The organism is Burkholderia sola (assembly GCF_905400185.1).
In the GTDB taxonomy this organism is placed as follows: domain Bacteria; phylum Pseudomonadota; class Gammaproteobacteria; order Burkholderiales; family Burkholderiaceae; genus Burkholderia; species Burkholderia sola.
In genome coordinates, this window is record NZ_FR989675.1 from 1,590,980 (window position 1) to 1,605,913 (window position 14,934).

Annotated in this window: 13 protein-coding genes, 1 tRNA gene and 1 pseudogene; 9 read left to right on the forward strand and 6 right to left on the reverse strand. The window is 66.5% G+C overall.

Annotated features, from left to right (window positions below; all coding sequences use genetic code 11):
• Nucleotides 1–33 precede the first annotated feature (33 nt).
• A complete protein-coding gene (locus tag KR541_RS07360; protein WP_050012472.1) occupies nt 34–2,244 on the reverse strand; it encodes a hypothetical protein in 2,211 nt (736 codons plus the stop codon).
• Nucleotides 2,245–2,636: 392 nt separating this feature from the next.
• Between KR541_RS07360 and KR541_RS07365 the strand changes: the two genes are divergently transcribed.
• From KR541_RS07365 to KR541_RS07380, 4 genes are all read left to right on the forward strand, one after another.
• Nucleotides 2,637–3,350 carry a class I SAM-dependent methyltransferase gene (locus KR541_RS07365; protein ID WP_050012473.1) on the forward strand — a complete coding sequence of 238 codons (714 nt, stop codon included), beginning with the start codon at nt 2,637–2,639 and terminating at the stop codon, nt 3,348–3,350.
• 137 nt (nt 3,351–3,487) lie between these two features.
• Nucleotides 3,488–3,564: transfer RNA gene (locus KR541_RS07370), tRNA-Pro, on the forward strand.
• Nucleotides 3,565–3,704: 140 nt separating this feature from the next.
• Nucleotides 3,705–4,913: an NlpB/DapX family lipoprotein gene (gene bamC / locus KR541_RS07375; RefSeq protein ID WP_050012474.1), complete on the forward strand. Its 1,209-nt coding sequence runs from the start codon at nt 3,705–3,707 to the stop codon at nt 4,911–4,913.
• Nucleotides 4,914–5,446: 533 nt separating this feature from the next.
• The gene (locus KR541_RS07380) at nt 5,447–5,737 is read left to right on the forward strand and encodes a putative quinol monooxygenase (protein ID WP_050012475.1); all 291 of its coding nucleotides are present in this window, start codon (nt 5,447–5,449) and stop codon (nt 5,735–5,737) included.
• Between the two features lie 48 nt (nt 5,738–5,785).
• On the opposite strand, the gene KR541_RS07385 is transcribed toward KR541_RS07380, so the two are convergent.
• From KR541_RS07385 to KR541_RS07395, 3 genes are all read right to left on the reverse strand, one after another.
• On the reverse strand, nt 5,786–6,043 hold the full coding sequence (locus tag KR541_RS07385; protein ID WP_034184019.1) for a hypothetical protein: 258 nt from the start codon (nt 6,041–6,043) through the stop codon (nt 5,786–5,788).
• 136 nt (nt 6,044–6,179) lie between these two features.
• Complete coding sequence (locus tag KR541_RS07390) at nt 6,180–6,443, reverse strand: hypothetical protein (RefSeq protein ID WP_050012476.1); 264 nt, start codon at nt 6,441–6,443, stop codon at nt 6,180–6,182.
• A gap of 220 nt (nt 6,444–6,663) precedes the next feature.
• A complete protein-coding gene (locus KR541_RS07395) occupies nt 6,664–7,380 on the reverse strand; it encodes a YdcF family protein (protein WP_050012477.1) in 717 nt (238 codons plus the stop codon).
• A gap of 160 nt (nt 7,381–7,540) precedes the next feature.
• Between KR541_RS07395 and KR541_RS07400 the strand changes: the two genes are divergently transcribed.
• Nucleotides 7,541–7,858 (forward strand): hypothetical protein, encoded by a 318-nt coding sequence (locus KR541_RS07400; protein ID WP_050012478.1) that lies wholly within the window; start codon nt 7,541–7,543, stop codon nt 7,856–7,858.
• A 193-nt stretch (nt 7,859–8,051) separates the two neighbouring features.
• Here the strand turns inward: KR541_RS07400 and KR541_RS07405 are convergent, their stop codons facing one another.
• Together KR541_RS07405 and KR541_RS07410 are read right to left on the reverse strand one after the other, a co-directional pair.
• Nucleotides 8,052–8,303 carry a hypothetical protein gene (locus KR541_RS07405; protein WP_050012479.1) on the reverse strand — a complete coding sequence of 84 codons (252 nt, stop codon included), beginning with the start codon at nt 8,301–8,303 and terminating at the stop codon, nt 8,052–8,054.
• A 202-nt stretch (nt 8,304–8,505) separates the two neighbouring features.
• Nucleotides 8,506–8,901: pseudogene (locus tag KR541_RS07410) on the reverse strand (transposase); the annotation flags it as partial.
• Nucleotides 8,902–9,331: 430 nt separating this feature from the next.
• On the opposite strand from KR541_RS07410, the gene KR541_RS07415 reads away from it, so the two are divergent.
• The 4 genes from KR541_RS07415 (at nt 9,332) to rluB (ending at nt 14,606) form a co-directional block, all read left to right on the forward strand.
• A complete protein-coding gene (locus KR541_RS07415) occupies nt 9,332–10,234 on the forward strand; it encodes a LysR family transcriptional regulator (protein WP_089488385.1) in 903 nt (300 codons plus the stop codon).
• 74 nt (nt 10,235–10,308) lie between these two features.
• Nucleotides 10,309–11,511, forward strand: a complete 1,203-nt coding sequence (locus tag KR541_RS07420) for a pyridoxal phosphate-dependent aminotransferase (RefSeq protein WP_050012683.1) — start codon at nt 10,309–10,311, stop codon at nt 11,509–11,511.
• Between the two features lie 272 nt (nt 11,512–11,783).
• Nucleotides 11,784–12,815 (forward strand): SMC-Scp complex subunit ScpB, encoded by a 1,032-nt coding sequence (scpB, locus tag KR541_RS07425; protein ID WP_050012481.1) that lies wholly within the window; start codon nt 11,784–11,786, stop codon nt 12,813–12,815.
• Between the two features lie 60 nt (nt 12,816–12,875).
• Nucleotides 12,876–14,606, forward strand: coding sequence for a 23S rRNA pseudouridine(2605) synthase RluB (rluB, locus tag KR541_RS07430; RefSeq protein ID WP_089488386.1), 1,731 nt, complete (start codon nt 12,876–12,878; stop codon nt 14,604–14,606).
• Nucleotides 14,607–14,934: the final 328 nt, after the last annotated feature.

The window sequence follows — 14,934 nt, forward strand, 5'->3', positions numbered from 1 at the left end:
CCGGGCTTTTTTCATGCGGGTCGCGCCTGCGGATCAGCGCGACGCGAGCGGATTCTTCCGGCCCATGTCGACGACCAGCGTGCCGTCCGGCAGCATCCGCACCGAGCCCTGCGCGACCTGGTTGCGGTACCCGTACAGGTCGAACCGCATCGGGCCGGCCTCGGCCGAATTCCGGATCAGCGCGCGCACGTTCAGTTCGAGCACGTTGAACATCTTCATGTCGCCGCCTTCCATCCACATGTAGCTCGGCGCATCGATCTGCGGCCGCTTCGGCGCGGGCGCGCCCGGTGCGCGCCGGAACGTCAGACGCAAGCCGTCGCGCTCGACCGTCGCCTGGCCGAGCTTGCCGTTCAGCACGGGCGGCGGGAACACGGTGTACTGGTCGAGCACGAGCGTGTCGCCGCGCAGTTCCGCGCCGCGCCGCTGCAGCGGCGTCAGCGACGACAGCTCGATGCCGAGCGAGCGCAGTAGCGTCGCCTGCGGGATGCCGAGCACCGACACCTGCGACGGCTTGAATGCGAGGTGGCGGTCGTCGAGCACCGTCAGCGAGCCCTTCATGTCGGTCGGCAGCCAGACGCCCGGCACGTGATTCCACAGCTTGATGCCGCCCTGGACGCGCAGGTTCTGCCCGTCCGCGCTCAGTTGCAGGCCGTTCAGCGAACGCGGCGAATAGTCGAGCAGGTAGTCGTTGAACAGCGCCGACATCGCCTTCCACGACTCGACGACCGTGCCGCCGAGAATGCGGATGTCGTACTGGTTCGGGTCGTCGAGATCGACGGGTTCGCCGGCGCGCTTCGACACGAGTTCCACGTCGAGATCTTCGACATGAAAACCGATATCGCCGGACAGGTTGAAGTCGACGTTGCGCAGATGGATCGTCGGGTTGCGGTTCGACACGTGCCGCTCGTTGAACGGCGTCGTCGACGTGCGCCGCATCGCGACCTTCTGCATGCCGGGCCGCGCGGCGTCCGCCGCGAGCGCGTACGCTTCCCAATGCTGGCGCACGTCGCGCAGCGCATTCTGCTGCGCGGCGAGGAAGCTGTCGTTCAGGCGCGCGGCCGCGTTGCCGAGCAGCGCGCCGCTGGCCGGGCCCGCATATGTAGGCATCCGGATCGCCATCGCGCCGCTTTCGTCGAAGTTGAAATAGCCGGCCGATACCTGGTCGCGATAGTGGTACAGGTCGAACACGAACGTCTGGTCGCGCTTCGACGCGTCGAGCGGAGCGATCAGGATGTCCGCGTTCATCGGCATCGAGCGCATGAATTTCACGTCGCCGCCGCGAATGTACATCGCTTGCTGCGGCGCGTTCGCGGGCATCGCGAAGCCCGCATGCGTGCCGTCGTCGAGCTTCAGGTCGAGGCCCGCCGGCGTCACGCGCAGCGCGGTGATCGTCAGCTTCAGGCGCGGCGGCGGCATCAGCTTGTCGACCGCCATCACGAGATCGTCGCCGGCGAGTTGCGCGATCGGCGTCTCCACCTTCAGCAGGTCGGCCATTTTCACGTTGGCCGCGCGCATCACCGGCTGCGCGTCGAGGCCCGACACGCGTACGCCGGTCGGGTGGAACACGAGCTGGCTGCCGTCGCGGATCGCGAGCGTGCCGGTCAGCGAGAACGGTACCCAGCCGTCGCGCTGCATCTCGCCTTGCAGATGGATCACGCCGTCGCCGGCCGATACCGCGAGCTTGCGCAGCGGCGCGTTGCGATAGCCGAAGATGTAGGTGTTGAAGAGGGCGGTCAGCTTCGCGTTGTCGAGCGTGACCGTGCCTTCGTGCACGTCGATCTCGAAGCTCGTCGGATCGTCGAATACGATCGGCGCGCCGGCCTGCGTGGGCACGAGCGTGGCCGACAGCTGATGAATGAAGAAGCCGAGATTGTTGACGACGCGGAAATCGACGTCGCGCAGGAACGTCATCGCGCCGTTCTGGCCCGAGTCGCGCAGCGTGAACGGGCGCGGTTGCGTGAGGCTGATCGACGCGAGCGACGGCACGGTGCGCGCGATTTGCTGCTCGCGCGCGAGGCGCTCCGCCTTCGTGCGTTCTATCTTCGTCGATGCGATCGACGTGTTGCTGTCGCGCTGCGCGGCCGATTCCGCGCAGCCGGCGCAGAGCAGCGTGAGCGCCAGCGCGCCGCAGCCGAACACGCGGGATGTCGTGTGTGATCGCGGGGCGGCCGTGCGTCGCAGGCCGGCAACCCGGTCGAAAATTGCCAAAGGCGAGCGATGGCCGCGCCGGACCGCATTCCGCATCGTCTGTCTCCATGTCTTGTCTTGATCGACGGGGGGCGCGCGCCACTGCACGGCGCGAGCGTCGATGCCGTGCAGTGTGTCATAGCGCGCTAGAGCGGCGTTACCAAACAACGGCCGCCCGGTTACGGCGCGCTGGCGGGCTGCCGGACAATGGTTTCGCGGTGGATGGACGGGCGGATCAAACGGTCGTTTGGTTTGTCCGGACCGTCGGCCGGCGTCTTTCGACGCGCCCCTGAAAACCCGCGGTCGACCATGGCCGGCGCGGGTTTCACCGGATGCCGAAGTGGCGCGGCCCCGGGCATCGACGGATACGATCGGCGAGGGCGGCGAGGTAAGATCGGCTCAGTGGCGAATTCGACATCACAACACGGCAGCCATCACGGGGAAGCGCCATGGACCTGAAGGAAGTCGACGTACTGGGTGCGGGAGTGGGCGATCACTGGTACTACGCGTCGAAGGCGAGCGCCATTCGCCGGTTCCTGGGCGCGTCGGGCGTGAACCGGATACTCGACGTCGGTGCGGGCTCCGGCTTTTTCTCGAAGCATCTGCTCGAGCGCACGCCGGCGACGGAAGCATGGTGTGTCGACACGAGCTACGCCGACGACAGCGATGGCGAAGAGGCCGGCAAGCCCATCCACTTTCGGCGCTCCGTCGATCGATTCGATGCCGATCTCGTGTTGCTGATGGACGTGCTCGAGCATGTCGACGACGACGTCGGGCTGCTGACGCAGTATGTGAAGGGCGCGCCTGCGGGCAGCCGGTTCCTGATCACGGTTCCCGCGTTCCAGTTTCTTTGGAGCGGCCACGACGATTTTCTCGAGCACAAGCGCAGGTATACGCTCGGCGGCCTCGAGGACGTGGTCCGGCGCGCGGGGCTCGACGTCGAGCACGGCGCCTACTATTTCGGCCTGACGTTTCCGCTCGCGGCCGCACTGCGGCTGGGCGAGCGGGCGCGTTCGCATCCGCGCGAGCCTGCGTCGCAATTGCGCCGTCATCATCCGTTCGTCAACGGTTTGCTCAAGACGATCTGCCGCATCGAGTTGCCGATGTTCCGCTTCAACCGCATCGCCGGCCTGACGGTCATCTGTATCGCGCGCAAGCGGTGACGGTGAAGGCGATGCGGGTTCGATGCCGCGGATTGCTTGCATCGGCACGATCGCGCCAAAAAATTTCACGAGGGCAGGCACAAAATGCATGCGACCCGTTCTAAATCGGGGAACTGTCTGTTATAATTTTTTTCTTTCGGGGCGTAGCGCAGCCTGGTAGCGTACCTGCATGGGGTGCAGGTGGTCGGAGGTTCAAATCCTCTCGCCCCGACCAGACAAGAACCCGCGTCAGTTCAAGCTGACGCGGGTTTTTTCTTGGCCGTCGCTTTTTTGCACATCGCGGCGCGGCCCCGGTAAAATGCACGGTTGATCCACGGAAAGCGCCGTGATTTAGCGGAAGAGGATTCCCCGAACATGACTGATCTTCGTCTTACCATGCGGTTCGCTGCAGTGCTCGCCACCGGCGCGCTCGTCGCCGGTTGCGGTACGTCGTCGCCCACGAAAGTGGACTACAAGAGCGATTCGAAATCGAAGGAAGCGTCGCTCGCAGTGCCGCCCAACATGCTCGACGAGACGGCCGATCAGCGTTCGCTGCCGCCCCAGGGCGGCGCGACTTCCCTGTCCGCGCTCAAGCAGGTCCAGCAAGCCGCGCCCGCGCTGGACACCGTCGCGCCGGCCGTGGCCGGCATGCATATCCAGCGCGACGGCACCGAAAGCTGGCTTGTGATCGACGGCAAGCAACCGGCCGCGATCTGGCCGCAGGTTCGCCGTTTCTGGCAGGAGCAGGGCTTCCTGCTCGTCGTCGACCAGCGCGACAAGGGCGTGATGGAAACCGATTGGAACGAAACCCATCCGCAGATCAACGACGGCCTGATCCGCAGCGTGATCTCGAAGGCGATGGGCAATTCGTACGTGACGGCCGAGCGCAACAAGTACCGTACGCGTCTCGATTCGGCGCCGAACGGCGGCACCTACGTGTTCATCAGCCAGAAGGGGATGCGCGAGGCGATCACCGGCGCGAACAACGATTCGAGCAAGTGGGAGCCGAAGCCGAACGATCCGGCGCTCGAGACGGAATACCTGAAGCGGCTGATGGCCGTGCTCGCGCAGAACGAGCAGCGCGCGAAGAACGGCGAACCGCCGATCGCGAACATCAAGGACGACGCAGTACCGAAAGACAAGAAGGCCGATGCCGACGCGTCGTCGAAGGCCGCTGCGGCAATCGCCGCGCAGAACGTGTCGCGCACGTCGGCGCAAGGCAGCGACGCGGCTGATGCGGCCGTGCCGTCCGAAGTCACGCTCGGCGAGCCGTACGACCGGTCGTGGCTGCACGTCGGTCTCGCGCTCGATCGCGCGAACTTCACGGTCGACGATCGCGATCGCTCGAAGGGGCTGTATTTCGTGCGCTATGTCGATCCGAAGGATCTGAGCTCGGCCGAGCAGGGCTTCTGGAGCCAGCTGTTCCACGGCAAGAAGGAAAAGCAGGCGAAGCAGTATCGCGTCAACGTGAAGGCGCTCACTGCCGATCAGACGCGTGTCGCGGTCGTCGACGATGCGGGCGCGATCGACACGTCGTCGCCGGCTCGGCAAATCATGGGATTGCTCGTGAATCAGCTCCGCTGATCCCGGCGTTTCCCGCACTCCTGAAAAGCCCGCCATCCGGCGGGCTTTTTTCATGGCTGCTCGCTGGCGCGTGCGATTGTTCTAGTGGTTCGGCCCGCCTCGTGACGTTACGTAACATTCGGGCGTTACGACGACAGAACACGTGTCACATTGTCGCCGATCCAAAAAATTGTCCTTACAAATCAAAGGAGTGTCGTGCATGTCGAGCTTGGCACGTAACCTGCTTTATAGGTTGGAATCGTTAGAACGGGGAGGCTGGCGTCAGCGTCCGGAGCGTGCGCCGCGTGCGCCGAACAACGGTCTCGATGCCTTCACATGCCGACGCGACAAGCGTCCGCACAACAGATGATGATCCGCACCCGCGTGCGGATCTCGATGGCCCCGTCGCCTATCCTCGTAGGGCGACGGTTTCGCCCGCGCTTCTCTGAAGCGCGGGCTATTTTTTTTGTGCCATCGTCATGCCGTATCGGCGTAGCCGATGCGCGCTGCGGGATTCGCGTATTCTCGGACTTTTTCGGACGAAGGAGGCGGGAATGGCGGAAATTGCAGTCGTGGCGCTGATCGTGGCGAAGCCGGGCGCGGAGGAAAAACTGCGCACCGTGCTCGAGGGTATCGTCGAGCCGACCCGCAACGAAGCCGGCGCATTGCAGTACGACTTGCACCGGGATCTGAAGGAGCCCGCGCGGTTCGTATTCGTCGAGCGTTGGGAGAGCGAGGAGGCGTTGGCTGCTCATGCGCGTTCCGCGCATATTCTCGCTTATCGCGAGGCGGCCGCGGACTGGATCGAGCGTTCCGAAATCCGCGTGCTGTCGAAGCTCCTCTGAACGCGAGCAGGCCAGGGCGACCGGACGTGTCCGGTCGCGGGCGGCGCGTCAGTGCGACGTGCCGGGTACGTCCAGGATCAGGATGATCGTCCAGTCGGCGTCGCCGTCATGGTGATACTGGCGCTCGGCAACGATGAACGGTTGCTGCTTGCCTTGCGGGCCGAGGAACAGCACGTCGCCTTCCATCGGCAGGCACTCGATCGGCGGTAGCGCGAGGAACGCGTCGGCCGAGCCGCGGGGCATCAGTTGCTTGATCTGGCGAGTGGCGGCTTCGGTCCACTCGATGTCGAGTTGAATGTTGCTCATGCTGTCCTCCGCACCGGGGTGCGCACGGGTGGAAAATTTCGGTGCGCGACTTTAGCACAGCGCGCAGGCGCCGCAACCAAAAAAGCCGAACCCGGCTGCCCGGATTCGGCTTTTCGCTGAAGCGGTGCCGCCGAACTTACTGGCTGGCAGCGTCTGCAGCCTTCGCCTTCTTGGCGGCCTTCTTGTGATGCGCAGCCTTCTTGCCGTGGTGATGCTCTTCCTGCGCCGCCGGCTGAGCCGCTTCGGCCGCTTGTTGCTGTTGCAGCGCTTGTGCACGCTGCTCGATCTCGGCGATCTTGGCCGGATCGGTGATGGTTTGAATCTGCGTGCTCTCTTGCGCGTACGCTGCGCCAGTCAGCGCCGACATCGCTACCAGGATAGCCAGGGACGTCTTCTTCATTGCTTTACCTCCGCTAAGTGGTGATGAACCCGAGTGTTGCCGTTTTGTCTGGCGACTGCCGTCGAGTGCGTGTCGAGTGTAACAAAAGTGACGGATCAATGTGCACCGGATCGTCGCACGACGCAAGACCTCGTTGAAGTCGCGCAACACTTCGCGCACTTCGTCACGCGTCTGCCATCCGGGTGGCACCGCGATTTTCGCGCCGGGTTTCCCGGTGTCGTCAAAACCAGCCGAGCCAGCGATACACGTGGAATTGCGCGATTCCCACCAGCTCGTGCAGCGCCTGCGCGGCGTTGGCCACATTGCGCCAGCGCGGCAGCCAGCCAGTCTGCGCGCGGCGGAGATTCGCATAAACGGGCTGCGGATCGATGCCGAAACGGCGGAAATCGAGCAGGGCGCGGCGCATCTGATACGACGACGTGACGAGAATGCGCGCGTCGTCATACTGTGAGCGTAGTATAGACGCAGTGAATTTCGCGTTTTCGTAGGTCGTGCGGCTGTTCGGTTCGAGCACGAGGTCGGCGGGCGCCACGCCCTGCGCGACGAGCTGGCGTCCGTAGACGGCCGCCTCCGTGTCGCCGTGATGTTGCGGGTCGCCGCCCGACATCACGACGGTGCAGCGCTGGGCCTGCTGCCGGCACGTGCGATAGAGCGCCGCCACCTTGCGGATGCGCGCGACGCCGTCCGGCGGCGGCTGCAATCCGGTGTCGGTGCGGTGCGTGCCGGCGCCGATGAGGATCAGCGTGGTGCGCCCATGCATGTCGGGGCGCTCGACCGGCGTGACGCCGGCCTCGGTCCACGCGATCAGCGGCGCTGCGAGCCAGCCCGTCGCGAGCAGCCAGAACAGCGCGGCGGCGGCGATCGAAATGGTTCGACGCTGCTTGCGGCAGAGCATGAAACCGATGAAGAGAAGTACAAATGAATCGAACAGAATCAATTTGATTGGGGTATGGTGTCTTTTTATGGACGGCTGACGATACGGCCCTGACGCGACGCCGAACAACGTTGGCCTCCAGAATCGGTGGCGGTTTCGGCGGGCGGAGACCCCGCCCGGTGCGCCGCTTCGCATTGTCGCTGCACTTTAAGAAAGAATCGAGATGGCCACGTATTCCAACGAAGCGGTGCTCGACGCATTGAGACGAGTGCAGTACCGCCAGGTACCGTGGGCACGCCGCCCGGGCGTGTTCGAGTATCTCCGTTCGCTCGGGCTGATGGACACGGTCAGGCAGAAGACCGTTGCCCCCGCACCGGGCTTTCATGCACCGGTCGACATTGCCGTACTGACCGACAGCGGTCGAGCCGAATTCTCGCGCCTCGAGCGCGCCGAGAAATTACTTTCCTGGACTGATCGCCGCATGGACGACTACGCATTGAGCGAAGCGGGCGCCGTGGCGATTCTCGAAAGCCGCCTGTAGCGGGCTTCATCCCGGCCCGTGCGTCGCCGCGCAGGCCGGCGATGCAAAAAAAAGCCCGTATCGCGAGGATACGGGCGTACCGGATACTTTTGCTGCTGCCACGCTGTGCTCATGGCAACGATGTGACTCGCCGCATGCGGCGCAGTTCCCGGATCCGGGCATTTTCTTTGGCGAAATCTCGAAATCGACAGGACTACGGATGACGCGACATGCCGGGCGGCTGTGAGCCGATCCGCGCCCGAGCGTTGCTGGCGATATCGCCGCGCAAGTCGCCGCGCGGCACGGTTTGCCGGCTCGACGAGTTGGCGGCCGGCGGCTGGCGGAGGCTGTTGCGGTGGTCCTGCTGGCGATGGGGCGGCTTCGCGCGATCGTCGGCATGGGCCGGAGCGGCCAGCGCCACGGAAACGACAATGCCGCATGCAACGAGCAGTGACATTGTTTTCATGGCGGGGCTCCCTCTCAAGCCGTCCGTGCGGCCTGTTGATATGACGCTAAGGTAAGCGTGGGAGTGCAGGCTTGCTGTAAATATTGGTAAATAGATGTTTCGCGGCACGACAACGGTAATCGACGGCAAAGCGTGCGACGCAACGAAGTCGCGTCGCAGAAAGACACCGGGCGGCCGCAGCCGCCCGATCGAGCATTCGTTACGCCATCTTGACGGGGGCGCGCCAGGATTCCGGATTGGTCCAGAAGGCGCCGCGCAGCCGGTCGCGGCTCGGCGGGGCGGGCGGCTTCGCCGCGCTTGCGCCGATGCGTCCGCGCAGCGAGATTTGCCGGCCGCTCGTGCCGAGTCGTTTCACGATTTCGGCGAGCGTACCGTCCGCCTGCCATTCGTCGAAGCGGCGGCGGCAGGTCGGCGGGGACGGGTAGCGGCCCGGCAGTTTCGACCAGCCTTCACCCGTCGACAGCACCCACAGCACGGCGTTGACCACCGACCGGGCTTCCACGCGGGGACGGCCGCGCCGCTCGCTCCGCGCGGGCTCCGAGCAAAACAGACCCTCGACCAGCGCCCACTCGTTATCTCTCAAATCGTCGAACAGCATCATGTCCTCACCTCAGCGAAGCTAACTCCGGTGCGCTGCCCTGCGCCGCGCACTCTTCAAGCACTCGAGCGTCGAGTGCCGGGTGGGGGCGTCCGGTTGGCCGGCAGCGGCGTTTCTGCTCTTCCGTCCGACGAACCTGCACCCTGTGCGCAAGGTAATGCACGAAGCGTGCCATGTCGGAGGTGAATCCCTCGAGAGCCGCTTGGCAGCGAGCTAACGGCTAAGTCAGCTAGGGGCGTATAAGACGCCAAAATAACCCGTCAGCAAATCGGGACAATCACCAATCTTGTGCAATTCGCCCATGTCACGTGCGTTTGCGAATCTATTGCACCGCAGCGAAACATGGACGGCGGGGGCCAGATTCGCTCACCGCGGACGGCTTCGCACATTAGAATCACGCATCGATATCGGCGATTGATGAGGTCGGGACATGAACGTTACGCTGCGCCAGCTTCGCGTGTTCATCGAGGTCGCGCGGCTCAAGAGCTTCAGTCGGGCGGGTGACGAGATCGGGCTCACGCAGTCCGCGGTCAGCCGTTGCGTGCGTGAGCTCGAGGCCGAACTCGGGTTGAAGCTGATCGACCGGACGACGCGCGACGTGCAGCTGACCGACGTCGGCGGAAACCTGATCGCGAGCGTGTCGCGCCTGCTCGACGATCTCGACGACACGCTGCGCGAGATTCGCGAGATTGGCGAGCAGCGTCGCGGGCGCGTGATCGTCGCGGCAAGCCCGACGATCGCCTGCAGGCTGATGCCGCGCGTGGTGGCGTCGTGCGAGCGCCAGTTCCCGTTCGTGACGCTCGGCCTGCGCGACGACGTGCAGAGCGACGTGCTGCGCAAGGTGAAGTCGAGCGAAGTCGACTTCGGCGTCGTGATCGGGCCGCTGACGGTCGCCGATATCGTCTGCGAGCCGCTGATGACCGATTCGTTCTGCCTCGTCGCGCGCGCCGACCATCCGCTTGCGGCGCGGGCCGAGGTGCCGTGGACGGCGCTCGACGGCGAGCGCCTCGTGCTGCTCGATCATGCGTCGGGCAGTCGGCCGCTGATCGACGCGGCGCTGGCCACGCATCGCGTCAACGCGACGGTCATGCAGGAACTCGGGCATTCGGCGACCGTGTTCGGGCTGGTCGAGGCCGGTGTCGGCGTAAGCGTGCAGCCGTGGCTGTCGTTGCCGCTGCCTGCCGGCTCGACGCTGGTCGCGCGGCCGCTCACGCCGCGCACCGAACGCACCGTCGAGCTGGTGCGCCGCCGCGACCGGTCGTTGTCGCCCGCCGCGCAGGCGATCTGGGAGCTCGTGCGGCAGATGCCGGCAAGGGCCGAGGATCTCGACTGACGTGCGCCGCCGTGCGCCGGTCCGGCTTGCCGGCCGGTACACTACGCGGATCGTGTTCCTCCGCGGTGTTCTCGATGACGCATTCCGCAGGTTTTTTCCCGCCGCACGATGAGCCGGCGGCGCGCACCGCGGTGCATGCGCTGCGGCCGTCGCTGATCCGCGAGGTCGCGAACGCCGGTTTCGGCGTGCCGGACATGCTGCCGTTCTGGTTCGGCGAATCCGATCGCGTGACGCCGGACTTCATCCGCGACGCCGCGGCGGCGGCGCTGCGCGACGGCGCGACCTTCTACACGCACAATCTCGGCACGGCGCCGCTGCGCGACGCGATCGCGGCCTACGTCAGCGCGCGTCACGGTGCGACGGCGGCCGACACGGTCGCCGTGACGAGTTCGGGCGTGAGTGCGCTGATGCTGGCCGCCCAGATGCTGGTCGGGCCGGGCGAGCGTGTCGTCGCCGTCACGCCGCTGTGGCCGAATCTCGTCGAGATTCCGAAGATTCTGGGAGCGCAGGTCGATTGCGTGCCGCTCGGCTACGGCGACGCGGGCTGGCAGCTCGACGTCGGCCGGCTGCTCGCGGCGCTGACGCCCGATACGCGGATGCTGCTGATCAACTCGCCGAACAACCCGACCGGCTGGACGATGTCGCGCGACGATCAGCTGGCCGTGCTCGCCCATTGTCGTCGTCACGGTATCTGGCTGGTCGCCGACGAGGTGTACGAGCGGCTTGCCTTCGACGAGGGCGGCGCGCCGTCGTTTCTCGACATCGCGTCTCGCGACGAGCGCGTCGTGGTCGTGAATTCGTTCTCGAAGGCATGGGCGATGACGGGCTGGCGGCTCGGATGGCTGATTGCGCCGGCCTCGGTGATGGGCGACCTGTCGAAGCTCGTCGAATACAACACGTCGTGCGCGCCGGGCTTCGTGCAGGCCGCGGCCGAGGTCGCGTTGCGCGACGGCGAGCCGTTCGTGCGGGCGTTCGTCACGGCGCTGCGCGACGCGCGCGATCACCTGGTCGCCGCGCTGCGGACGCTGCCGGGCGTCGAGGTGCCGCCTCCGCCGGGCGCGATGTACCTGTTCCTGCGGCTGCCGGGGGCGGCCGACAGCCTGGCGTTCTGCAAGACGCTGGTGCGCGACGCGGGGCTCGGCCTGGCGCCCGGGCGTGCGTTCGGCCCGGAGGGGGAGGGGTTCGTGCGCTGGTGTTATGCGTGCGATCCGGCGCGGCTCGACGCGGGCGTCGAGCGGCTGCGCCGGTTCCTTGCGCATGGCGCGGGCGCCCGCTGAAGCGGGGACGGAGCGGGTGCGCCGCCCGGGCGGCGGCCTGTTCCACTCATCTTTACGCACCGGGCAATTTTGCGTAATATGGCGCTCAGTCACGCGGTTCCGTCGTTGAGCCGTGCTGTTCCGTCCGGTTTGGGCCTGGCCTGAAGTTGGTTCGCCGCCCCCGGTTCGTGCTCCCATCAATATGACCGATCAGAATCGGGCGAGCGCGTCTTCCGTTCCTTTCGTCTGTTTGTTGATCCGGTTCGTTTGACCACAGGGTCTGGCCTAGCTGCATGAATACCCAAGAGGCGAAGATCGTCCTCGAGACTGCTTTGATCTGTGCGCAGGAACCGCTGAAGCTTGGCGATTTGCGCAAGCTCTTTGCCGACGGCGTGTCGGCTGACACGGTCCGCACGTTGCTCGAAGACCTGAAACAGGATTGGTCCGGTCGCGGTGTCGAACTGGTGGCGCTGGCGACCGGGTGGCGCTTTCAGAGCAAGCCGGCGATGCGTCATTATCTGGATCGCCTGCATCCCGAGAAGCCGCCGAAATATTCGCGCGCGGTGCTCGAAACGCTCGCGATCATCGCGTACCGGCAGCCCGTCACGCGCGGCGACATTGAAGAGATTCGCGGCGTCACGGTCAATACGCAGGTGGTCAAGCAACTCGAGGACCGCGGCTGGATCGAGGTGATCGGTCATCGCGACGTGCCGGGGCGTCCGGCGCTGTATGCGACGACCAAGCAGTTCCTCGACGATCTCGGCCTGAAGGCGCTCGACGACCTGCCCGCGCTCGAAGAGCCGGCTGCGAACATCGAGGCCGCGCTGCTCGCGCAGCAGGCGATGGATTTCGACGGTGACATGCCGGCGGCCGACGCGCCGCAGGCGCTGGCGGATGAAGCAGTCGCCGGCGAGTCGACCGACGGGGCCGGCGATGCCGCGGCCGACGTCGCGTCGACGCAGGAAATTCCGGGTCGCGATACGCTCGATGCTGATCGCGGGCAAACGGAACAGATTGAACGGACGGAACAGGTTGGCGCCGAAGCAGTGCCGACCGATGTGCAGCCCGAGCCGCAGCGTGCGGATTGGAGCGAGGAAGATCGCAAGCCGGCCGCCGAAGCGGCTGCCGGAGACGGAGCGGAAGCGGCCGGCGGCATGCCCGGCGAGGCCGATCAGGCCGACGCATCCCGCCTCCGTCCTGCGGACGACGAGGCGCTGGACGACACGTCCGACAGTCTCGCGGATGCCGTGCGAAGCGCCAGTGCGCCCATCGGCGCCGACGCGCTGCCGGACGACGAAGCAGAACCCGAACAGCGTCGCGCCTGATCGCGGCCAACTTCTTGCCGCGCCCGCGCCGGGCGCGAGACCTGACATTTTGAGGTTGTTTTGACAGATATCCACGATATTGAATCGTCCGCGCCTGCCGTGCAGGCAGCGCGTGCCGACGATGCGCCGGAGCGGGATGCTTCGGCCGCGGGTGGCGACGAGCGTCCCCGCCGCGGTCTGCGGCGCGGCCCGCGCAGCCTGATCGCGCGGCGTCGCGCGGCGGCCAAGTCGAAGGGCGCCGAAGGCGAGCAGCCGGGTGCCGAGGGCGCGGATGCGCAGCCGGCCGACGCTGTCGACGCGCAGCCGGCGCGTGCGCCGCGCAAGGAAGGCGCGGCCAAGGGCGGTCGCAAGCCGGCCGCCAAGCGCGAAGGCGCACCCAAGGGTGGCCAGGGCGGCCAGGGCCGTCGCGGTGCGGCGAAGGCTGAAGGCGGCCCGGCGAAGGCGGCGGAAGGCGATGCGTCCCAGGACGAGCTGTTCGCATACGTGACGTCGCCCGCCTTCGACGCGGACAACTCCGCGGGCGGCAGCGGCGTGCGTGCGCCGATGCTGCGCCGCGGCCGCAGCCAGCCGGCGAACAAGCGCGTGCTGTCGCCGGACGACGACGCGCCGAAGCTCCACAAGGTGCTGGCGGAAGCAGGCATGGGTTCGCGCCGCGAAATGGAAGAGCTGATCGTCGCCGGCCGCGTGTCGGTGAACGGCGAGCCCGCGCACATCGGCCAGCGGATCATGCCGACCGACCAGGTGCGGATCAACGGCAAGCCGGTCAAGCGCAAGCTGCCGAACAAGCCGCCGCGCGTGCTGCTGTATCACAAGCCGACCGGCGAGATCGTCAGCCACGCGGATCCTGAAGGCCGTCCGTCGGTGTTCGACCGTCTGCCGCCGATGAAGACGGCGAAATGGCTCGCGGTGGGCCGCCTCGACTTCAATACCGAAGGTCTGCTGATGCTGACGACCTCCGGTGATCTCGCGAACCGCTTCATGCATCCGCGTTACAGCGTCGAGCGCGAGTACGCGGTACGCGTCGTCGGCGAGCTGGCCGAAGGGATGCGGCAGAAGCTGCTGCACGGCGTCGAGCTCGACGACGGTCCGGCGAATTTCCTGCGCATCCGCGACGGCGGCGGTGAAGGCACGAACCACTGGTATCACGTCGCGCTGGCCGAAGGCCGCAACCGCGAAGTGCGCCGGATGTTCGAGGCGGTCGGCCTGATGGTGAGTCGGTTGATCCGGACGCGTCACGGCCCGATTCCGCTGCCGCGCGGCCTGAAGCGCGGTCGTTGGGAAGAGCTCGACGACGCGCAGGTGCGCAAGCTGATGGCAACCGTCGGCCTGAAGGCGCCGGCCGAGGAGAAGGGCAAGCGCGGCAGTGCCGGTCCGGCCGAGCGTCGCCAGCCCGACCCGATGGAGACGTCGATGGGCTTCATCAGTCGCGAGCCGGTGCTGACGACGCACGGGCAACTCGACCAGCCGCGTCGCGGCGGTGGCCGACGCGGCGGCCCGGGTCTGCCGGGCCTGAGCGGCTACGGCAGCCTGCCGGTTGCGCCGTCGGGTTATGGCAACCGCGCGGGCGGCGGCCGTGATGGCAATCGCGCAGGCGGCGGCCGCGACGGCAATCGCACCGGCGGTGGTCGCGATGTCGACGGCAATCGCGCGTCGTATGGCGCGGGCCCGAAGCGCGGCGGCAGCAAGGGTGGCGGCAATCGCAATCCGAACGGCAATCGTGCGGACGGCGCCGGCAACGGCGGCGCGCGCGGTGGCCAGCGTCCGCAGCGCAGCCGCACGCGCGGCCGCTAAGCGTCTATTGGGGCACGGCGGCGTAGAGCCGCCGGCGTGCCGGCTCGATCGGCGTCCGGCCGATTTTTCCGGCACGACGCATCGCGTCGATGATCTTCGGCTGTATCCATGCCGCGTGCCGCGGCAATGCCGATCATCGGCGCGGCGGGATGCGCCGGTCGACCGGACAAGCCCGATTTCGCATTTTCGGTCCGTAAAGGCGGCCGACGCGCTGCTTTTACCGGCTGGCTTGGCGTTTGCGCCAAAAATCGCTATAATCGCGGAGTCGCTGGGCGTACGGATTCAATGTGCGGCTCAGGTGCGACCACCAGTAAGAAGATGGGCGTTC

Excerpts from the sequence above, each read along its gene's own strand:
- KR541_RS07360 (WP_050012472.1), bottom strand. The coding sequence starts at position 2,244 with ATGCGGAATGCGGTCCGGCGCGGCCATCGCTCGCCTTTGGCAATTTTC.
- KR541_RS07365 (WP_050012473.1), top strand. The coding sequence starts at position 2,637 with ATGGACCTGAAGGAAGTCGACGTACTGGGTGCGGGAGTGGGCGATCAC.
- bamC (WP_050012474.1), top strand. The coding sequence starts at position 3,705 with ATGACTGATCTTCGTCTTACCATGCGGTTCGCTGCAGTGCTCGCCACC.
- KR541_RS07380 (WP_050012475.1), top strand. The coding sequence starts at position 5,447 with ATGGCGGAAATTGCAGTCGTGGCGCTGATCGTGGCGAAGCCGGGCGCG.
- KR541_RS07385 (WP_034184019.1), bottom strand. The coding sequence starts at position 6,043 with ATGAGCAACATTCAACTCGACATCGAGTGGACCGAAGCCGCCACTCGC.
- KR541_RS07390 (WP_050012476.1), bottom strand. The coding sequence starts at position 6,443 with ATGAAGAAGACGTCCCTGGCTATCCTGGTAGCGATGTCGGCGCTGACT.
- KR541_RS07400 (WP_050012478.1), top strand. The coding sequence starts at position 7,541 with ATGGCCACGTATTCCAACGAAGCGGTGCTCGACGCATTGAGACGAGTG.
- KR541_RS07405 (WP_050012479.1), bottom strand. The coding sequence starts at position 8,303 with ATGAAAACAATGTCACTGCTCGTTGCATGCGGCATTGTCGTTTCCGTG.
- KR541_RS07415 (WP_089488385.1), top strand. The coding sequence starts at position 9,332 with ATGAACGTTACGCTGCGCCAGCTTCGCGTGTTCATCGAGGTCGCGCGG.
- KR541_RS07420 (WP_050012683.1), top strand. The coding sequence starts at position 10,309 with ATGACGCATTCCGCAGGTTTTTTCCCGCCGCACGATGAGCCGGCGGCG.
- scpB (WP_050012481.1), top strand. The coding sequence starts at position 11,784 with ATGAATACCCAAGAGGCGAAGATCGTCCTCGAGACTGCTTTGATCTGT.